This window comes from Escherichia sp. WS33 (assembly GCF_046486385.1).
Lineage (GTDB): Bacteria > Pseudomonadota > Gammaproteobacteria > Enterobacterales > Enterobacteriaceae > ECMA0423.
In genome coordinates, this window is sequence record NZ_JBJQLJ010000017.1 from 23,957 (window position 1) to 43,333 (window position 19,377).

General features: G+C 47.9%; 20 protein-coding genes. 12 read left to right on the forward strand and 8 right to left on the reverse strand.

The features are described from left to right. Positions 1-183 precede the first annotated feature (183 nt). The 3 genes from parC to ygiW form a co-directional block, all read right to left on the reverse strand. Positions 184-2,442, reverse strand: a complete 2,259-nt coding sequence (gene parC, locus ACJHXA_RS14795; RefSeq protein WP_001281881.1) for a DNA topoisomerase IV subunit A — start codon at positions 2,440-2,442, stop codon at positions 184-186. Between the two features lie 545 nt (positions 2,443-2,987). Beyond that, a complete protein-coding gene (locus ACJHXA_RS14800) occupies positions 2,988-3,470 on the reverse strand; it encodes a GyrI-like domain-containing protein (RefSeq protein WP_000183494.1) in 483 nt (160 codons plus the stop codon). Between the two features lie 52 nt (positions 3,471-3,522). Beyond that, positions 3,523-3,915, reverse strand: a complete 393-nt coding sequence (gene ygiW, locus ACJHXA_RS14805; RefSeq protein WP_000712658.1) for an OB fold stress tolerance protein YgiW — start codon at positions 3,913-3,915, stop codon at positions 3,523-3,525. 151 nt (positions 3,916-4,066) lie between these two features. On the opposite strand from ygiW, the gene qseB reads away from it, so the two are divergent. Together qseB and qseC are read left to right on the forward strand one after the other, a co-directional pair. Continuing rightward, a complete protein-coding gene (gene qseB / locus ACJHXA_RS14810; protein WP_001221502.1) occupies positions 4,067-4,726 on the forward strand; it encodes a quorum sensing response regulator transcription factor QseB in 660 nt (219 codons plus the stop codon). Next, complete coding sequence (gene qseC, locus ACJHXA_RS14815; RefSeq protein ID WP_000673354.1) at positions 4,723-6,072, forward strand: quorum sensing histidine kinase QseC; 1,350 nt, start codon at positions 4,723-4,725, stop codon at positions 6,070-6,072. The genes qseB and qseC overlap by 4 nt, the downstream gene beginning before the upstream one ends. A 45-nt stretch (positions 6,073-6,117) precedes the next feature. On the opposite strand, the gene ACJHXA_RS14820 is transcribed toward qseC, so the two are convergent. Further along, the gene (locus ACJHXA_RS14820; protein WP_000912123.1) at positions 6,118-6,450 is read right to left on the reverse strand and encodes a DUF2645 family protein; all 333 of its coding nucleotides are present in this window, start codon (positions 6,448-6,450) and stop codon (positions 6,118-6,120) included. Between the two features lie 318 nt (positions 6,451-6,768). On the opposite strand from ACJHXA_RS14820, the gene mdaB reads away from it, so the two are divergent. Both mdaB and ACJHXA_RS14830 read left to right on the forward strand, forming a co-directional pair. Further along, complete coding sequence (gene mdaB / locus ACJHXA_RS14825) at positions 6,769-7,350, forward strand: NADPH:quinone oxidoreductase MdaB (protein ID WP_000065440.1); 582 nt, start codon at positions 6,769-6,771, stop codon at positions 7,348-7,350. Positions 7,351-7,380: 30 nt separating this feature from the next. After that, a complete protein-coding gene (locus ACJHXA_RS14830) occupies positions 7,381-7,695 on the forward strand; it encodes a putative quinol monooxygenase (RefSeq protein ID WP_000958598.1) in 315 nt (104 codons plus the stop codon). Positions 7,696-7,738: 43 nt separating this feature from the next. On the opposite strand, the gene ACJHXA_RS14835 is transcribed toward ACJHXA_RS14830, so the two are convergent. After that, positions 7,739-9,070: an MFS transporter gene (locus ACJHXA_RS14835; protein WP_000778880.1), complete on the reverse strand. Its 1,332-nt coding sequence runs from the start codon at positions 9,068-9,070 to the stop codon at positions 7,739-7,741. A 286-nt stretch (positions 9,071-9,356) separates the two neighbouring features. Between ACJHXA_RS14835 and ACJHXA_RS14840 the strand changes: the two genes are divergently transcribed. From ACJHXA_RS14840 to ACJHXA_RS14875, 8 genes are all read left to right on the forward strand, one after another. Beyond that, positions 9,357-10,109, forward strand: a complete 753-nt coding sequence (locus ACJHXA_RS14840; RefSeq protein ID WP_000619461.1) for a GntR family transcriptional regulator — start codon at positions 9,357-9,359, stop codon at positions 10,107-10,109. A 13-nt stretch (positions 10,110-10,122) separates the two neighbouring features. Beyond that, positions 10,123-11,199, forward strand: a complete 1,077-nt coding sequence (locus ACJHXA_RS14845; RefSeq protein WP_001033125.1) for an ADP-ribosylglycohydrolase family protein — start codon at positions 10,123-10,125, stop codon at positions 11,197-11,199. Continuing rightward, complete coding sequence (locus ACJHXA_RS14850) at positions 11,199-12,197, forward strand: SIS domain-containing protein (RefSeq protein ID WP_001315863.1); 999 nt, start codon at positions 11,199-11,201, stop codon at positions 12,195-12,197. The genes ACJHXA_RS14845 and ACJHXA_RS14850 overlap by 1 nt, the downstream gene beginning before the upstream one ends. Positions 12,198-12,201: 4 nt before the next feature. Beyond that, positions 12,202-13,116, forward strand: a complete 915-nt coding sequence (locus ACJHXA_RS14855; protein ID WP_000712977.1) for a carbohydrate kinase family protein — start codon at positions 12,202-12,204, stop codon at positions 13,114-13,116. A 29-nt stretch (positions 13,117-13,145) separates the two neighbouring features. Further along, positions 13,146-13,418: a hypothetical protein gene (locus ACJHXA_RS14860; RefSeq protein WP_283512315.1), complete on the forward strand. Its 273-nt coding sequence runs from the start codon at positions 13,146-13,148 to the stop codon at positions 13,416-13,418. Then, the gene (locus ACJHXA_RS14865) at positions 13,415-14,269 is read left to right on the forward strand and encodes an esterase-like activity of phytase family protein (protein ID WP_001315861.1); all 855 of its coding nucleotides are present in this window, start codon (positions 13,415-13,417) and stop codon (positions 14,267-14,269) included. Before ACJHXA_RS14860 ends, ACJHXA_RS14865 begins: the two co-directional genes overlap by 4 nt. A 95-nt stretch (positions 14,270-14,364) precedes the next feature. Beyond that, a complete protein-coding gene (locus ACJHXA_RS14870; RefSeq protein ID WP_283512316.1) occupies positions 14,365-15,099 on the forward strand; it encodes an oligogalacturonate-specific porin KdgM family protein in 735 nt (244 codons plus the stop codon). Positions 15,100-15,112: 13 nt separating this feature from the next. Beyond that, on the forward strand, positions 15,113-15,982 hold the full coding sequence (locus tag ACJHXA_RS14875; protein ID WP_001060171.1) for a DUF2608 domain-containing protein: 870 nt from the start codon (positions 15,113-15,115) through the stop codon (positions 15,980-15,982). A gap of 44 nt (positions 15,983-16,026) precedes the next feature. On the opposite strand, the gene parE is transcribed toward ACJHXA_RS14875, so the two are convergent. From parE to cpdA, 3 genes are read right to left on the reverse strand one after another with little or no spacing between them, the layout of a single operon-like run. Continuing rightward, complete coding sequence (gene parE / locus ACJHXA_RS14880) at positions 16,027-17,919, reverse strand: DNA topoisomerase IV subunit B (protein ID WP_000195296.1); 1,893 nt, start codon at positions 17,917-17,919, stop codon at positions 16,027-16,029. A gap of 28 nt (positions 17,920-17,947) precedes the next feature. After that, entirely contained in the window at positions 17,948-18,529 is a 582-nt protein-coding gene (gene yqiA / locus ACJHXA_RS14885) for an esterase YqiA (RefSeq protein WP_000105733.1), read from the reverse strand. Further along, positions 18,529-19,356 (reverse strand): 3',5'-cyclic-AMP phosphodiesterase, encoded by an 828-nt coding sequence (gene cpdA / locus ACJHXA_RS14890; protein WP_000444747.1) that lies wholly within the window; start codon positions 19,354-19,356, stop codon positions 18,529-18,531. Before cpdA ends, yqiA begins: the two co-directional genes overlap by 1 nt. Positions 19,357-19,377 lie beyond the last annotated feature (21 nt).

Below are 19,377 nucleotides of genomic sequence, written 5' to 3' on the forward strand. Positions count from 1 at the left end.
AGGTTAGGGCATTGTTAAAAGCCGCTCTCTGGAAAAGCGTATTGTTAATCGCAACGCATGAATAAACAACGGTTTCAAGGGAATTTTTATCGTTTCCGGGGGTTGAATACGCTGCCGGATGACGACTTAACGTTTCATCCGGCGTTCCTTGCAAGCGGGAGGAAACAGGCCCTCCCCGGCATATTACTCTTCGCTATCACCGCTGCTGGCACGGCGAGGAGAGTCGATCTCAACACGATCGATACGCTGCAAACCGCGCATCAACGTACCGCGGCGTCCACGTTCGCCAGTGACTTTCTGTAACTCTTCCGGGCGCAGTTTAATTTTGCGTTTCCCAACATGAATGGTCAGCGTGCTTTGCGGCGGCAGAACGTACAATTGCGCCAGACCATCTTCTCCACGCGCGGCTTCTGCCGATGGAATGTTGATAATCTTGTTGCCTTTGCCCTTCGACAGCTGCGGCAGATCGCTTACCGGGAACATCAACATACGGCCTGCCTGAGTGATTGCCAGCAGCATATCGGAAGCATCTTCAATCACCACCGGCGGCATAACATGGGCATTTTCCGGTAAGGTGATCAAAGCCTTACCTGCACGGTTACGCGCCACCAGATCGTTAAAGGTGCAGACGAAACCGTAACCCGCATCGGAAGCCATCAGCAGTTTCTGATCGTCGCTTTCCATCAGCATATGGTCAACGGTCGCCCCAGGCGGCAACGTTAATTTGCCGGTGAGTGGTTCGCCCTGACCACGCGCCGACGGCAGCGTAATCGGGTCGATGGCATAGCTACGACCGGTGGAATCAACAAACACTACCGGTTGGTTGCTCTTACCTTTCACCGCCGCTTTGAAGCTATCACCCGCTTTATAATTCAGGCCCGGCGCGTCGATATCATGGCCTTTAGCGCTGCGTACCCAGCCCATCTGCGACAGCACAATGGTGACAGGTTCAGACGGCAGCATGTCGTGCTCGCTCATCGCTTTCGCTTCTTCGCGTTCCTGCAACGGCGAACGACGATCGTCACCGTAGGCTTGCGCGTCTGCCTGCAGTTCTTTCTTCAGCAGGTTATTCATTTTACGCTCGGAAGCCAAAATGCCCTGCAACTGGTCGCGCTCTTTTTCCAGTTCACTCTGCTCACCGCGAATCTTCATCTCTTCCAGTTTGGCAAGATGACGCAGTTTCAGTTCGAGGATCGCTTCCGCCTGGGTTTCCGTAAGGCCAAACCGCGACATCAGCGCCGGTTTCGGTTCATCTTCATTACGAATGATCTCAATCACTTCGTCGATATTGAGAAACGCCACCAGCAAACCTTCGAGGATATGCAGGCGCTTGAGGACTTTCTCCAGACGATAGTTCAGTCGGCGGCGCACGGTATCGCGACGGAACACCAGCCATTCGGAGAGGATTTCCAGCAGGTTTTTCACCGCCGGACGACCATCCAGACCGATCATATTGAGGTTAATGCGATAGCTCTTTTCCAGATCGGTGGTAGCGAAGAGGTGGTTCATCACCTGATCCATATCCACGCGGTTGGAACGCGGCACAATCACCAGACGGGTCGGGTTCTCGTGGTCAGATTCATCGCGCAGATCGTCAACCATCGGCAGCTTTTTGTTGCGCATTTGCGCAGCAATTTGCTCCAGTACGCGCGCACCTGAAACCTGATGCGGCAATGCGCTGATAACCACCGCGCCATCTTCTTTCTTCCACACCGCGCGCATACGCACTGAACCACGTCCGTTCTCGTAGATTTTACGGATCTCGGCGCGCGAAGTGATAATTTCCGCTTCAGTCGGATAATCCGGCCCCTGCACGATATCCAGCAGCTGATCGAGCGTGGTTTTCGGTTGGTCGATTAATGCGATTGCCGCCTGAGCCACTTCACGCAGGTTATGCGGTGGAATATCGGTCGCCATGCCGACGGCAATACCGGTGGTGCCGTTAAGCAAAATGTTTGGCAGACGGGCAGGCAGCATTTTCGGCTCCTGCAAAGTGCCGTCGAAGTTTGGCACCCAGTCAGCCGTCCCCTGCCCCAGCTCGCTCAATAGCAGCTCGGAATATTTCGACAACCGGGATTCGGTGTAACGCATTGCCGCGAACGATTTCGGATCGTCCGGCGCGCCCCAGTTCCCCTGACCATCAACCAGCGGATAACGGTAAGAGAACGGCTGCGCCATCAGGACCATCGCTTCATAACAGGCGCTATCGCCGTGCGGATGGTATTTACCCAGTACGTCACCGACGGTACGGGCCGATTTTTTAAATTTGGCGCTGGCATTCAGGCCCAGTTCAGACATCGCATACACAATGCGGCGCTGAACAGGTTTCAGACCATCACCAATAAACGGCAACGCACGGTCCATGATCACGTACATGGAGTAGTTTAAGTAGGCGTTTTCCGTAAATTCATGTAGCGCAAGGCGCTCTGCCATATCGCTCATTAATTCTGATTCCTCAACTTATTCGCCAGCCTTCAAAGGGGCAATATTGCCGGAGATACTACATTATCTGCCGCGTCGAGTCACAGGAGATCAGCGTGAATAGCGCCGCCGGACGTGCTCCGACGGCGATAAAGGCATCAATGTGCCTTGATATACAACTCTTTGCTGTAGACTTGATCGGCATAGAGGGCAGCACAAGGTTGCGCCCATGCCACACCACTCGGCATGGGGGTCCGCTCCGGGCGATTCGAGAAGTTGAGGTTATGCGAGTCCAGGGAAGCCTAAAGCATCAAAGTAGTCGACTGTAAGTATACGGTTCAGCCCAGTTTAGCTGTGTCTCCACCAGTGCCCCGCGCCTCCTGCCATAAGTGCGGCTTGCTCATGGGTACCCCCGAGACGGCTTACGGCGCACCGGATAATAAATTTCGCGTATACATGGTATTCCTTACCGGAGAAATTATAAGTCCAACAACAATACGCCTGTGGCATTGTTCGCTCAAACTTATCGCGAGTGATTTGGCTCACACTCCGGTAAAGATTCCCCATCACGCCAACGGCACATAAACATCCGTTTCCAGTCGCTGCTCTGTCACCCCTTCGGCAAGATTGGTGTAGTGAAACAGAATCGGTGCTTTACGCATTTTCTCGCCGCTTGCAGGCAGCCAGTGGCGAATAATGCCCCATATCGTGTGTGAAATATCGTCCAGCTCGCCAACGTGGCGGGCCACGGCATAACGTCCACCGGTAAGTTCACCATTGCTCACACCATAACGATTATCGGGAATCGGTTCGCTAACGCTGCCGCAGATATCAAAGCGAAACGCTTCCGGTGCGGTGGTGGCAGGGTCGTCCCAGGCGACGCCAAAAGTCTGGCTTTGGTTAACAGGAGAAAGCCCCGTCTCTTTACGCCACATGATAAATTTCGCCACACTGTAGTTGAGCAACTCAGGGCTACAGCGGTGCGGCAACATCGCCACAGGGATTGATGGGAAATCGATAATGTTTACATCCAGTGTCAGGTTTGTCATTTTGCCTCCCTGCGAAATTATTCCCGGGAACGCGTCCCGGGAGCGGTAACAATTACGGATTTACTTTGCGGATCTGTTTGACGTCAATTTCAACAGAATTCCAGTCTTTATCGACTTCACCCTGAATCTCAACCGTATCTTTCGGCGTCACCGTCACACCGTTCCAGCGTTTGTGGTCGATATCAACATTGATAGTACCGCTGGCATCTTTAAACACGTAGAGATCGTCAGAGATGCGTTCAACGATATTGCCGCGCAGGGTTACCCAGGTGTCGTCACGCAGGGATTTTGCGCTTTCTACGGTCGTTACGCTGCCGTTCGGCCCCTGGAATCCTCCGGCCTGACTTTGCGTTGCCGATGGGCCAGAAAAACCGCCCTGCTCTGCTGCCATCACCGGTGCGCTGCACAGGGCCATTACTGCGATTACTGCTGCGAATTTTTTCATGTTTATTACTCCCTTTAATGTCTGTTTCCGAGCATTTAACAAGATAGTCCTTAACAACTTCTTAAGGGAAAAAAATAAAATTTAGTGCTGTACAGAGCGCGTTACAACACGGTTTACTGGCAGCAAATACGGTTATCGCAGGGATGAAAAAATGCGAATTTTACTGATAGAAGATGACATGCTGATTGGCGACGGCATCAAAACGGGCCTTAGTAAAATGGGTTTTAGCGTCGACTGGTTTACACAAGGTCGTCAGGGAAAAGAGGCGCTTTATAGCGCGCCTTATGATGCGGTAATCCTGGATTTAACCTTACCAGGCATGGATGGTCGCGATATTTTGCGCGAATGGCGAGAAAAAGGTCAGCGTGAGCCGGTACTGATCCTGACCGCGCGCGATGCGCTGGAGGAACGTGTAGAAGGGCTGCGTCTGGGAGCTGACGATTATCTGTGTAAACCTTTTGCGTTGATAGAAGTCGCCGCCAGGCTGGAAGCTCTGATGCGCCGAACCAACGGCCAGGCCAGCAACGAGCTGCGCCACGGTAACGTCATGCTCGACCCCGGCAAACGTATCGCCACGCTGGCTGGCGAACCCTTAACACTGAAACCAAAAGAATTTGCCCTGCTGGAATTACTGATGCGTAACGCTGGTCGGGTACTGCCGCGCAAACTGATTGAAGAGAAACTGTATACCTGGGACGAAGAGGTCACCAGTAATGCCGTTGAAGTGCATGTGCATCATCTGCGACGCAAACTCGGTAGTGATTTTATTCGTACCGTGCATGGTATTGGCTACACATTAGGTGAGAAATGAAATTTACCCAACGTCTTAGTCTGCGCGTCAGGCTGACGCTAATCTTTTTAATTCTGGCCTCGGTGACCTGGCTGCTTTCCAGCTTTGTCGCCTGGAAACAAACAACGGATAACGTCGATGAATTGTTCGACACCCAACTGATGCTGTTTGCCAAGCGGTTAAGTACGCTCGATCTCAACGAAATCAACGCGGCGGATCGCATGGCACAGACGCCAAATAAATTAAAACACGGTCATGTTGATGACGATGCGCTGACCTTTGCCATCTTTACCCACGACGGCAGAATGGTCCTTAACGATGGCGATAACGGAGAAGATATTCCTTATAGCTATCAACGGGAAGGTTTTGCTGACGGGCAACTGGTGGGCGATAAAGATCAATGGCGTTTTGTCTGGATGACCTCACCTGATGGCAAATATCGCATCGTTGTTGGTCAGGAATGGGAATACCGTGAAGACATGGCGCTGGCGATTGTTGCCGGGCAATTGATCCCGTGGCTGGTCGCACTGCCGATTATGTTAATCATCATGATGGTACTATTGGGTCGTGAACTCGCGCCGCTGAACAAACTGGCGCTGGCGCTGCGTATGCGTGACCCTGACTCGGAAAAACCACTAAACGCGACTGGCGTACCCAGCGAAGTGCGTCCGTTGGTTGAGTCGCTAAATCAACTGTTCGCCCGCACACATGCGATGATGGTTCGTGAACGACGCTTTACCTCCGACGCAGCTCACGAACTACGTAGCCCGTTAACGGCGCTGAAAGTGCAAACCGAAGTTGCGCAGCTTTCTGACGATGATCCGCAAGCGCGGAAAAAAGCGCTGCTTCAATTACATTACGGGATCGATCGCGCTACTCGTCTGGTTGATCAACTGCTCACTCTATCGCGGCTGGACTCACTGGATAACCTTCAGGACGTCGCGGAGATCCCGCTTGAAGATCTCCTGCAATCGTCGGTGATGGATATTTACCACACGGCGCAGCAGGCGAAAATTGACGTGCGACTGACACTCAATGCCCACGGCATCAAACGCACCGGACAACCGCTATTGCTAAGTTTGTTGGTGCGAAATTTGCTGGATAACGCCGTGCGCTACAGTCCACAGGGCAGCGTGATAGACGTCACGCTGAATGCTGATAATTTCATCGTGAGGGATAACGGCCCCGGTGTGACGCCAGAGGCTCTGGCGCGAATTGGCGAACGCTTCTATCGCCCCCCCGGACAAACCGCTACCGGCAGTGGACTTGGGCTATCGATTGTCCAGCGAATCGCCAAATTGCATGGCATGAATGTTGAGTTTGGGAATGCGGAACAAGGTGGATTTGAGGCGAAGGTAAGCTGGTAACTTCTCTGTCTATGAGAGCCGTTAAAACGACTCTCATAGATTTTACTAATAGCAAAATATAAACCGTCCCCAAAAAAGCCACCAACCACAAACCAGACAAATACCGAGCGAAAATACATATACCCAAAACTCGAACATTTCCCGCATAAAGAGTTTTCTTAAGATAAGAATAATAAGTGGCGTAAGAAGAAAAAATGCTGCAATCATTGCTTGCAATATACGATCTTCGCCTGAAACGGAAGGTATACTGCAAATATTGCCTCCCGACTCAAGCATCCAGTCATACTTATTGAAAGCAAAAAAAGCATCTATTAACCAATAAGTAAGCATTATGTATAACAGAGCTTCAAATATTGTTTGAATTTTATGCTTTAACATATATCAGTACGCTCATAAAAATCCATTTATAATTATCAACATGACACGTTGATATTTTCATCTTTTACTTATTCAAAGCCATATTTTCAATCCCAAAAAAAACCGAACCAAACGTGTAAATTATTCCGGTGCGAGTAAGAATTATGAGGAATGGCTATCAGTATTGTCATTTTCAGAAAATATTTATCCTGCATCGGTGAGTCAGAGCTAGATCAGACTTTTGCTAAATTCGCAAAAGACTTTGCACATTTTGCTAATTTCACCGTACCGCTCTGTGACGTACTATAGTCGACAAACGTCTCACCTTGAGGTTAAAAAATGAGCAACATCCTGATTATCAACGGCGCGAAAAAATTCGCCCACTCCAATGGTCAACTGAACGACACCCTGACCGAAGTCGCGGATGGCACACTGCGCGACCTCGGGCATGATGTCCGCATCGTTCGCGCCGACAGCGACTACGTTGTCAAAGCGGAAGTACAAAACTTTCTCTGGGCTGATGTGGTGATCTGGCAGATGCCAGGCTGGTGGATGGGCGCGCCGTGGACAGTGAAAAAATATATTGATGATGTATTCACCGAAGGTCATGGAACGCTGTATGCCAGCGATGGTCGTACCCGCAAAGATCCGTCGAAAAAATACGGTTCCGGCGGCCTGGTACAGGGCAAAAAATATATGCTTTCTCTAACCTGGAACGCACCAATGGAAGCCTTCACCGAAAAAGATCAGTTCTTCCACGGCGTTGGCGTTGACGGTGTGTATCTGCCGTTCCATAAAGCAAACCAATTCCTCGGTATGGAACCGCTGCCGACATTTATCGCTAATGACGTGATAAAAATGCCTGATGTTCCCCGCTATACTGAAGAATATCGCAAGCATCTTGTGGAAATTTTTGGTTAACTAGAGCTCAGGCTTTAGAAGGAGTTAACCATGCTTACCGTAATCGCAGAAATCCGTACTCGTCCTGGTCAACATCACCGTCAGGCGGTATTGGATCAGTTTGCTAAAATCGTTCCAACCGTACTGAAAGAAGAAGGTTGCCACGGCTATGCGCCAATGGTGGATTGCGCTGCTGGCGTGAGTTTCCAGTCTATGGCACCGGATTCTATCGTGATGATTGAGCAGTGGGAAAGCATCGCGCATCTTGAAGCGCATCTGCAAACCCCGCACATGAAGGCGTACAGCGAAGCCGTAAAAGGCGACGTGCTGGAGATGAATATTCGTATTCTGCAGCCAGGGATTTAATATTTCTGAAAAGAGGCCGGTGCTGCTTGCCGGCCATTTATTTTCACTCTTCCGCCGTTTGTAACCGTGCTTTTATCTGTTCGTAATATTCATTATTAATCAGATAAAATCTCATGATGAGTCCGGTAAGCAGGTTAAGTATCGCGGGAATGATCGTCATTAACAGGCAGATCCCCCACAGCGCCTGTGGTGTTTGTTCTACGCCTGGTTGATAATCCAGATAGGCTAAAGCGATTCCGATAAAGCCCCCTGCCAGCCCCATACCGAACTTTTGGAAAAAGAGAATCCCGCCAAATGCCAGGCCAGAAACACGTTGCCCCGTTTTCATTTCACCGTAATCCACGGACTCAGCAATGGATGCCCAATAAATGGGAAGCTGGATATCCGTCAGGAAAGTCACCACAATATAAAATGTAAAAGCTAGCACTATAGAATTTGGTTGCACGAAATACATCGCACCACCCACCACGAACGCCAGTAATTGGGTATAACGAAATATTTTTATTTTGTCATAGAGACGAGTAAGCCAGGTGCAAGCGATCATAGCCAGAACTGAGGCGATCACGCCTGAAGTTAAAAACGGTGAAATTAAAGCATCCCCACCACTCAGGTAATATTTTGCATAATATGCAGCGACAGAGTTACGAATAATCCCGCCAAACATAATGATCGCAATTACAGCGCCCAAAATGAGCCATTGATCATTTTTGATCAGTAACCGAAACTGCGCGGCCATACCGAGACTGGGTTTTGGATGGTAGATGCGCTCTCTCACGCTAAAAAAACAATACAGGCATAAACACGTTGCCAGAATACCCATTGTCCCCATTGCTATTTGATAACCCAGTTGTACGTTATTCTTCCCAAGATACATTGCAGATAAAGGAACAATAATTGTTACGGCGAACATGGCAATTTTTGTCATAACAAAACGATAACCATTGGCGCTCAATCTCTCTTGTGGATCATCCGTGATAACGCTGATTAATGAAACATAAGGAATAGCGATTAACGTATAGGTCAAGGTAAGTAACACATAGGTAGCCCAGGCCCATAAAAGCTTAACTGAATAATCGGTATCAGGTGTGGTGAACATCAACCAAATGCTTATCCCAAACGGTATTGACATAAAAAGCAACCATGGCCGATATTTTCCCCAACGTGTATTCGTTATGTCTGTCATTGTTCCCACAACTGGATCAATCACAGCATCAAGAATACGTACAGAAAATAACAGAATACCTAAGTCGACGGGTTTCAGACCAAATACATCCGTGTAAAAATAAGTGATGATCATGGCTAAAGACATCATTACTATCGCAATGGCCATATCACCGGCACCAAAACCTATCTTTTCATTTATTGTCAGTTTCATACACAGCACTCATTAATCACATGAAATTATATTAAAAACAAATGTATCGGAACTCATTCAGCACATAACTTTACGATTGAGAATAAATGCATTGGTAGATACCACAACAAACCACTGAGTTAATATTGAGCAGCATCACATAAAAACCAATTTCACTTAACCGCATGATATTTATTAATAAATGTGGTTTTTCCTGTTTTATGTCACAGATAACAAATAAGCATACTGCGCAATAAAAATAAAAGAATGTAAAGTTGGTATCAACCACTTGAAATGAGGCTTTGTCATGATAAGAATTTATAAAGCCAGTAAAGGTCAGCTAAAGCATCGTGAAATTTTTGATGAAATAAAGAAAAAAATTGATAACGGTGAATGGAAAGAAGGCAAAGCTATACCAACAGAAAGAGAACTGGCTGAACATTTTTTAAGCAGCAGAACAACAATTCGGAAAGCAATAGAAAGTTTGAAACAACGCGGATACCTGCATAGTGTCCACGGGCAAGGAACATTTACATTACCGGCTCGCAGTCGGGAAAATCATTTATTACATAGTTTTACTGATGACATTAAGGCTCGTGGTGGCGTACCGGCACAGAATATTCTTGAAATAGGTTATATTCCTCTCAGTGATATTATCAGAAAAAATCTCGAACTTGATATCCATGTCCATACCGTTTTCTGTATAAAACGCATTCGCTATATGGGAAGTACGCCGCTGGGTATTCAGACATCATGGCTTGCGTTAAATGACGGACAAGAAATAACTCTGGAAGAGCTGCTGGCGACGGGTTCGCTCTATATTTTACTGGAAGAAAAACTCGCTATTAAACCTTTAGAAGCAACGGAGATTATCTCTGCCCGGCTTCCCTCGCCCCTTGAGCGTCAATTACTGGAACTGACTGCCGATGACGTCGTATTAAGTTGTACCCGCGTCACGTTATCCGTGGAACGTAAACCAATGGAGTATGTAGAGATGGTTTATCCCGCAAGTCGGTACTCCTACAAAGCACGAATTACAAAAGACAGTTTTAGCGTGTAACAGAGAGAATATTGTGAACAAAATAGAACAAGCCGTAATTTATAACAAAATATTAGGTTCTTTAGCCTGCGCAGGTATGGGCGATGCATTAGGCGCAGCGACTGAACTCTACAGCATTGATGAAATAAAAACTCAATGGGGAGGTTTTTTAAATGCCTTTGTTTCTCCTCCTGCCGATACCTTTGCTGGCTCATTAAATGGTGTTGCAGGACTTATCACCGACGATTCCAGCCAAATGTATGTGTTTTCAGAAGGGTTAATTGAGGCTGGATTTGATAACTTCACCAATAATGACTGGTTAGCTTGTCTTCTGCGTTGGGCCGATATGCAGCCCTACGCAAATTATAAAGGCCCCACAACAGAACAAATCGTCAAGGCACTAAAAGAAGGTAGACCAACAAACACCATTGGGCGTATTGGAACATCTTCTCGTCAGGCCCCCAATGTCGGCACCACGAATGGCGCAGGAATGCGTGTAGCCCCGGCAGGATTGATCTGGCCTGGCAAGAAAGAAAAAGCGTGTCGCCTGGCGTTAATAACTTGCCTACCTTCACATGACACCAATATTGCGATTGCCAGCGCTTGCGCCATCGCTGCAGCGACATCGCAGGCTATGTTACCAGAAGCCTCGCTCACATCATTACTGGATGCCGCAATCTGGGGAGCGAATTACGGCGAACGCCTGGCCAAACAATATGCACGATGTGTAGCAGGGCCATCTATCGCCATGCGCATCCAACTTGCAGCGGACATCGCCAGACGTGCCAATGATCTGGAGTCTTGTCTGCGAGAAATGGAAGGTTTGGTTGGTAACTCTGTTGCCGCCCATGAATCCATTCCTGCGGCAATCGGTCTATTGCTGTACTGCAAAGGAGAACCCTGGGAAACCATCCATGCCTGCGCCAATATTGGCAATGACACCGATAGCATCGCTACGATGGCAGGCGCAATTGCAGGGGCATGGCGCGGTTTTGATGCGCTCCCTGAAGATAAATATGCCTTTTTCCGCGCCGTAAATAATAAAGATTTCGATGTTGAAGCGATCGCATCGGGTCTGACATTGCTTGCAGTACAGGCACAGGAGAAATAATGAACATGCCAGCCCGTGCTCCTGTTATGCCATTAGCGCAAACTCGTGAGGAAATAAATGCAACGGCGGCAGCGCTACGCCATTTGGCAGCTATCTGGGGTGAATGTTTTTCATCTGTTCAGCTCGATAAACGTGCTGTTGAACGCGTCTGTATAGTGGGATCGGGCGACTCCTGGACGGTGGCACTATGTGCCGCCGCCTGGCTGGGGAAATACACACATCTGTTTTGTTCCGCATTGCAAACGTGGGATTTTCTTCAGACTGATTTAACCCGTTATCAGAAAGAAACGTTGATCATTATTCTCAGCGCAAGTGGCAGACCATCACTGACCGTTGACGCCCTTAGCCACGCAGTATGCTCAAACGCGCAAGTGCTGGGTGTGACGAATTGCCCTGGAACACCATTTTGCGCAATAACAGAAAACATGCTCTATACATGGGCGAATAAGCAGGGTATTCCAACGCAAAGTAGTAGCGTCACACTTTATACCCTCCTGCGCTTAGCGCAAAACTTATGTCCAGGCTTAACACCACTGCAAATTGAAGAGGATTTAGAAGGGAAATTTAGCCAGATTAATCAGCACTGGCAGCAAAAGAAGCGCCATTTTTACCAACAAAAAGAGATAACGTTTCTGGGGAGTGGCTTAAGTTGGGGACTAGCAATATCGGGGAGCAATTTACTTTCTTGCGGCCCACAGATTCGTGCGACAGCCTTTCCACTGGAAGAATTTTATCATTCATTACGCTTACATCAGGCTGGTGTCGGTCAGCATTATTTTTTACTGCCAGCTACATCCCGCGAGTACCCATTTTACATTGCAACCCAAAAAGCAATTGTTGAACAGGGAGCGACAGCAGAATTAATCAGTTTTATACCTGATGCCAGTGAGTCCAACAATTTATTTCTGGTCATGCAGTGGTTATATGAAATGTGCTGGCATTTAAGTTGTGATTATGTCGACGCAGGCGGGCAACGCGTTAGCCATAGGGAGAAATAAGACTATGAAGAAATTTGATGTCGCCGCTTTAGGCAGTGGAAATATAGATATTTTTTTATCTATCCCGTCACTCCCCACTCGTGGCGGTAAAGTGGTCGGGACACGTCTGGGTGAACAAGCTGGCGGCACAGTCGCCAACAGTGCCTGTGCGATGGGACAACTGGGTCTCAATGTGGTATCTGTTTCATGTGTGGGCAATGATCATTCAGCCTCGATCATTCTTGATGGATTTAAAAAATATCATGTAAATTGTGATTTCGTTCAGGTAATTCCGGAATTGATTGCCAATACCGCGATTATCTTTATTGATGAATTAGGTGAAAAAACGTTGGTTTACTCGCCTGGTAGTGATCATGAGTGGGATAAAGAAAAAGCCCTGCAGGCAATTGCGCAAAGCCGTTATTATTATACGATGCCAGCAGATATCGAGAAATTTCGTATGCTGGCCGAATATTCCCGTAGCCAGATGACAAAAGTTGTCGTTGATATTGAGCCTCATATCATTGCAACACCTGAACACCTTGCCAGAATTTTACACCTTGCTGATATTGCGATATTTAATTATGACGGTTTTATTCGTGGCTATGCAGCAGAGCCAGATTTTACACTTCTGCATGATATACAAGACGAGTATCAACTTGAGGCTGTCGTGGTTACGCTGGATGTTAGGGGAGTAATTGCAGTCAAAGGCAATGAGCAAGTAAAAATAGGTAGCTATACAATTCCCATTATTGATACCACTGGCGCTGGAGATACTTTTAATGGTGCATTTGTTTATAGCTTAATAAAAAACATGCCCTTAATTGAAGCACTAAAATTTGCTTCTGCCACTGCAGCAATAAATATTACTGCATTAGGTGCCAGAGGTCATCTGGCGACACCATCGGAAGTTAATCTTTTTCTTTCACAACACGACTAAAATCAGATACATACACAAAGGTAAATATCATGAAAATAAGACATGCCGCTATTTTTCTGGCATTACCGCTGTTATGCACAACAGCGCAGGCAAACAGTTTTCTTCATTATGCTGGTGAGTTCAACTTCCGGACGGGAGAAAAACAGAACAATGTTACAATCGCGGGGCTATCAGCCATCACATTTGATGCAAAAAAAAATATTTTCTATGCTATTAACGATAGCAGAAACAATAATAAAGAAGGAGATGCCAGTCTTTATACACTAAAAATACAGGTATCATCAGGGGCATTGAGCAAGTGAATTTTCTCAACCAGCGTCCACTGCTTGATGCAAAACAGCAGCCTTTCGTGACCAATACGGTGGATGCCGAAGGTCTGGCCCTGACACACAATGGTAAGTCATTACTCTGGAGTTCGGAGTTAGGTGCTCCACTGCGTCTGAGCACTCTCGATGGCGTAATGGAGAAAGATTTTACGTCTTTATTTCCTGCTCGATTTAATATTAGTTCTGACAAAGAGAGCAGCAATGGTATTCGCAGCGGCAACGCCTGGGAGGGCCTGACAGTTACACCAGATGGAAAATCACTTTTTATCGCCGTTGAAAGCAGCCTTAAACAGGATGGGCCTATTGCAAGTCCAATAAATTCAGGTACATCACGCTTACTGCAATTTTCTATAGATGCAGACGGTCGACCTTCAAAGCAATTGCATGAATATCTCTATATTACTGATCCTGTTCCGCAAGTGAGTAAGTTCGGTATTAATGATAATGGCGTATCCGAGGTCCTGGCGCTGAATGATCACCAATTGTTGGTCATCGAACGTTCCGGCAGAAACGTCAGTGCTGGGTTCAATGACTGGGATTACTCTGTCAGAGTTTATATGGTCGATTTAACTGCTGCCAGCGATATCAAGGATATTGACAGTCTGCAAGATTGGTCCAATAAATCCACGTTACAACCCGTCAGTAAAAAATTATTAATTGATTTTGCTGATTACACTTCCTCTGCGGATTGTATTGAAGGGGTAACCTTCGGTCCTCTGATTGATGGGCATACATCGTTAATATTTGTATCTGATAATAATTTCCAGCCCCATCAACAGACGAAATTTTATCTATTCATTGATAAGGAAAACAAACTTAAAATTTAAAGTCAAACTATAGATAAAAAAACATTCTAATACCTGGAATCATCAGATGGTGTATTCGATCACCAAAAATATATTTTATTCTGAAAGGGAATATTATGAATTCTTATCTTAAAATATCACTTGCAGGAATAACAATGTTATCCTGCCTGTCACCTACACTAGTCTGTGCAGAACAGCCGCATGGATTTATTGATTATCGTCATGAGTATCTTGATGATACTCGCACCCACGCGGACCGCGTTGAATTTGGTACATTTTTTAGTAATGGTATCGGTTTGATGGGAGAATTACGCTATAACACCGATGAAGGTGATAAAGATAAGTGGGACCCCTCACAATTTGGCAATAACGGAACAGGATTATCTGTTGTTTACCGCTTTAAGCCGCTGGATGACAAAAAATTCTGGTTAGAACCCATGTTCTGGCTTGATACCACGCAATATTGGTCAACTTACGAATATGGTCTTTCTGCGGGTTATGATTTCAGCAAAGAATGGAAAGTTTCGGGTCGTTTTCGTTATGACATGGATAAAGCTACCGATAAATCCAAAGGTTATGGCAACGATGATCGTAATAACCGCCGTTACGATGTGTGGATCGACTATCGACCACAAAAAACCAACATCCAATATCAGTTAAACCTGGTCTATTACAATAATGGTTATTTAACCTGGAATGATGGCCATAAAAACTATACCGCATCATTTAAAGTAGGGTACAAAATGGGATCGTGGATACCCTATATGAGTATTGCGGATTATAAAGGTGTGGATAAAACATCAAGTAATCGCCAAATCCGCTGGCGCTGGGGTCTGACTTATACTTTCTAATCTGGAATAAAAAATGAATAATAAATTTAAAATCATTCTCTGGATGATACTCTCTGCTCTGCCAGCTTTATCTTACGCACAGGTAAAAAATATAGTTACTGGCGAATATAGTGCGGTCAGTAAAATTATCACCGAAAAGGAAACTCTCTATCCATCCGATAAGATATTATTGGTTTTTGACATTGATAATACGTTATTAACGAGTGGCACACGCATTGGCGGTGATATCTGGTATCAATGGCAAACCGATAAATTGCCCTTAAAGCCGGATGACTCGCAAAAAGTTCCCTGCCTGTATGAAAATACAATCAGTATGCTTTACGAACTTAGCCCTATGCAGCTTACCGAGCCACAGTTACCGACAATGTTAAAACAGTGGCAACAAAAGCATACCGCTTTTGCTCTGACATCCCGTGCACCGGATACTCTCTTTCCGACATTGCGGGAATTAAAGCGAAACGGCATTGATTTTTCGTCTTCCGCACTCAGGAAGAAAGAGGATACTTTGCCACCCTTTGAAAAAGGGAAACTCAAACGGTCATGGCTGTACAGCCAGGGGGTATTTTTTTCTTCCGGGCAAGATAAAGGCGTAATTCTCGATTATATGCTGGATAAAATGGGGAACAAATATGACGCGATTGTTTTTATCGATGACGGGCAAGCAAACATTCATGCGATGACGAAGATGTTCTCTAAGGATAAATGGTCCTCTACGGATTTTACCATTATTCACTATACCAGAGTGGAGGATGAGCTTATTAAACAACAAGGTGCAGTAATAACAACTGCACAAGCAGAAAAAATGGCTACGGACTGGAAAACTCTGGCTGGTTCGCTGGCAACACTATTTCCAGATCGTAACAAACTGTGCCCAATAAAATAATCAGCGACAACCCGGCAAAACACATGTTTGCCGGGTAAAGATTATTAAACCTCAATCTCCGCCATGTCGCCTTTCTCTTGCAACCAGTTGCGGCGATCTTCCGAGCGTTTCTTCGCCAGCAGCATATCCATCATCGCGTCAGTACGCTGATCGTCTTCATCATCGATAGTCAACTGCACCAGACGGCGAGTGTTCGGATCAAGCGTGGTTTCACGCAATTGCATCGGGTTCATTTCCCCCAGACCTTTAAAACGCTGGACGTTCGGCTTGCCTTTCTTGCGTTTTAATTGCTCAAGTACGCCCTCTTTCTCTTCTTCCGTCAGCGCGTAATAAACCTCTTTCCCGAGATCAATACGGTAGAGCGGTGGCAGTGCGACGTAAACGTGACCGTGTTTCACCAACGCGCGGAAGTGTTTTACGAACAAAGCGCAGAGCAGCGTGGCAATGTGCAGACCATCAGAGTCCGCATCCGCGAGGATACAGATTTTGCCATAACGAAGCTGGCTCAGATCGTCGCTGTCAGGATCGATACCGATCGCTACCGAAATATCATGCACTTCCTGCGAGGCCAGCACTTCGTCGGAAGAAACTTCCCAGGTGTTAAGGATCTTACCTTTCAGTGGCATGATCGCCTGATATTCGCGATCGCGCGCCTGCTTGGCAGATCCGCCTGCGGAGTCACCTTCCACAAGGAACAGTTCGGTACGGTTAAGATCCTGCGCGGTACAGTCAGCCAGTTTGCCAGGCAGTGCTGGGCCGCTGGTCAGCTTTTTGCGCACCACTTTTTTAGCCGCACGCATACGGCGCTGGGCGCTGGAAATCGCCATCTCCGCCAGCAACTCCGCCGCCTGAACGTTCTGGTTCAGCCACAGGATAAAGGCATCTTTCACCACGCCAGAAACAAATGCCGCGCACTGACGCGAAGAGAGACGCTCTTTGGTCTGCCCGGCAAACTGCGGATCCTGCATTTTTACTGACAGCACATAGGCGCAGCGATCCCAGATATCTTCCGCCGACAACTTTACACCGCGCGGCAGAATGTTGCGGTATTCACAGAACTCACGCATCGCGTCCAACAGGCCCTGACGCAGACCGTTAACGTGCGTACCGCCCTGCATCGTTGGGATAAGGTTGACGTAGCTTTCGGTCAGCAGTTCACCGCCTTCCGGCAGCCACAGTAGCGCCCAGTCCACAGCTTCAGTATCGCCAGCGAAATTACCGATAAACGGTTTTTCTGGCAGCGTCGGTAAACCGTTTACCGCTTCCGCCAGGTAATCATTCAGACCGTCCTGATAGCACCAGCGCTGTTCGGTGTTGTTGATCTCATCTTTAAAGGTAATCTCAACGCCGGGGCACAGTACTGCTTTGGCCTTCAGCACATGCGTCAGGCGTGAAACAGAAAAACGCGGGCTGTCAAAGAAGGTTTCATCCGGCCAGAAGTGCACGCTGGTACCGGTATTGCGTTTACCGCAAGTGCCGACAACCTGTAAATCCTGCACCTTTTCGCCATTTTCAAAGGCGATGTTATAAACCTGACCATCGCGGCGCACGTTAACTTCTACGCGCTTCGACAGGGCGTTAACCACCGAAATCCCCACGCCATGCAGGCCGCCAGAGAACTGGTAATTTTTGTTAGAGAATTTACCGCCTGCATGCAGACGGCAAAGAATCAGTTCAACCGCCGGTACACCCTCTTCCGGGTGAATATCCACCGGCATCCCGCGCCCATCGTCAATAACTTCTAACGACTGGTCAGCATGTAAGATTACATCCACGCGTTTTGCGTGACCCGCCAGTGCTTCATCGACACTGTTATCAATAACTTCTTGCCCCAAATGGTTAGGGCGAGTGGTATCGGTATACATCCCCGGACGGCGGCGAACCGGCTCAAGCCCGGTGAGTACCTCAATGGCATCAGCGTTATAAGTTTGCGTCATGGTTTAAGTTAGCAATTCGAGTTGATCGTCAGAGATGGTGCAGACCAAGAAAATCGACGATCGGGTTGAAATAATCTTCGAAGCCCGTGAATGCGTGGTTGCCGCCTTCTATGACAGTCTGGCGGCAGGAAGCGTAGTACGCCACCGCCTGGCGGTAATCCAGCACTTCATCTCCCGTCTGTTGCAGCAGCCAGATCAAATCCGGCGCTTCCAGCGGGTCAATCTGCATGACTTTGAGATCGTAAATATGGCGTGACTCTAGCACATATTGCTGCCCGGTGTAGGGGTTCTCGTTCTGACCGAGATAGTCCGTCAGCAGTTCAAACGGGCGCACCGCCGGGTTTACCACCACTGCGGGCAGCATAAAACATTGTGACAACCAGGTGGCGTAATATCCCCCCAGTGACGAACCGACAATACCCAGCGAATCGCCGCCATGTTCCAGGACAATGGATTCCAGCAGCTCTGCCGCGTCGGAAGGATACGGCGGCAACTGCGGAATGATCATCTCAACGTCAGGGTGATGTTCCGCCAGCCAGTTTTTTAACAAGCTCGCTTTTGCAGAGCGCGGCGAGCTGTTGAAACCGTGTAAATAAAGAAGCGTAGACATCAGTAGCCTTCTGAAGCGGTATCAGGTTGGAAACGTGTGTCCGCCAGGCGATGCACCTCGGTGGTCAGCGTGCCATCAGCATGTAACTCGAGAGTACGCCAGCCGGGCGCGATGGTGTCCAGCGTAAAGTTGGAACAGTGCGGCTTAAACTGCACACAGGTCGACGGCGTTGCCAGCAGGCGGCGACCGTTCCAGTCGAGATCCAGCTCCTGATGAATATGACCGCACAGCAAGTATTTGACGTGCGGAAACTTCGCCAGCACGGTATCCAGTTCGCCCGCGTTACGCAGGCTGTGTTGATCAAGCCAACTACAACCCGCAGGTAGCGGATGATGATGCAGCAGCAGCAACGTATGGCGTTCTGGCGCATCGGCCAGTTTACGTTCCAGCCACTCAAGCTGAAACTCGCTCAGCTCACCGTGCGGCACGCCAAACACCTGGCTATCCAGCAACAGGATTTGCCATTGCTCACCAATAAACACGCGCTTCGCCGGGGAGATACCCGCATCCTGTAACGCGCTGTACATCGCGGGCTGGAAATCGTGGTTGCCCGGCAGCCAGACGCAGGGCGCACGAAAACTTGCGATGCCTTCAGCGAAATGCTGATAGGCCGCAGAGGATTGATCCTGCGCTAAATCACCTGTCGCGACAATCAGGTCGAATTCGTGCTGATGTGGACGAATCGCCTCCAGCACCGCCTGGTAGCTTTCCCAGGTGTTTACCCCTAACAGGGCTTCGTGCTTTTGTGCAAACAGGTGAGTATCGGTAATTTGTAAAATCCTGACTCTGGCCTCACCAGCCAGAGGAAGGGTTAACAGGCTTTCCAAATGGTGTCCTTAGGTTTCACG

Bases quoted from the DNA above. Each gene is read 5' to 3' on its own strand.
- parE (WP_000195296.1), bottom strand. From the start codon at position 17,919: ATGACGCAAACTTATAACGCTGATGCCATTGAGGTACTCACCGGGCTT.
- ACJHXA_RS14870 (WP_283512316.1), top strand. From the start codon at position 14,365: ATGAATTCTTATCTTAAAATATCACTTGCAGGAATAACAATGTTATCC.
- ACJHXA_RS14855 (WP_000712977.1), top strand. From the start codon at position 12,202: ATGAAGAAATTTGATGTCGCCGCTTTAGGCAGTGGAAATATAGATATT.
- parC (WP_001281881.1), bottom strand. From the start codon at position 2,442: ATGAGCGATATGGCAGAGCGCCTTGCGCTACATGAATTTACGGAAAAC.
- ACJHXA_RS14850 (WP_001315863.1), top strand. From the start codon at position 11,199: ATGAACATGCCAGCCCGTGCTCCTGTTATGCCATTAGCGCAAACTCGT.
- ACJHXA_RS14840 (WP_000619461.1), top strand. From the start codon at position 9,357: ATGATAAGAATTTATAAAGCCAGTAAAGGTCAGCTAAAGCATCGTGAA.
- qseC (WP_000673354.1), top strand. From the start codon at position 4,723: ATGAAATTTACCCAACGTCTTAGTCTGCGCGTCAGGCTGACGCTAATC.
- ACJHXA_RS14835 (WP_000778880.1), bottom strand. From the start codon at position 9,070: ATGAAACTGACAATAAATGAAAAGATAGGTTTTGGTGCCGGTGATATG.
- ACJHXA_RS14875 (WP_001060171.1), top strand. From the start codon at position 15,113: ATGAATAATAAATTTAAAATCATTCTCTGGATGATACTCTCTGCTCTG.
- mdaB (WP_000065440.1), top strand. From the start codon at position 6,769: ATGAGCAACATCCTGATTATCAACGGCGCGAAAAAATTCGCCCACTCC.
- ACJHXA_RS14820 (WP_000912123.1), bottom strand. From the start codon at position 6,450: ATGTTAAAGCATAAAATTCAAACAATATTTGAAGCTCTGTTATACATA.
- ACJHXA_RS14860 (WP_283512315.1), top strand. From the start codon at position 13,146: ATGAAAATAAGACATGCCGCTATTTTTCTGGCATTACCGCTGTTATGC.
- ACJHXA_RS14830 (WP_000958598.1), top strand. From the start codon at position 7,381: ATGCTTACCGTAATCGCAGAAATCCGTACTCGTCCTGGTCAACATCAC.
- ACJHXA_RS14800 (WP_000183494.1), bottom strand. From the start codon at position 3,470: ATGACAAACCTGACACTGGATGTAAACATTATCGATTTCCCATCAATC.
- ygiW (WP_000712658.1), bottom strand. From the start codon at position 3,915: ATGAAAAAATTCGCAGCAGTAATCGCAGTAATGGCCCTGTGCAGCGCA.
- qseB (WP_001221502.1), top strand. From the start codon at position 4,067: ATGCGAATTTTACTGATAGAAGATGACATGCTGATTGGCGACGGCATC.
- yqiA (WP_000105733.1), bottom strand. From the start codon at position 18,529: ATGTCTACGCTTCTTTATTTACACGGTTTCAACAGCTCGCCGCGCTCT.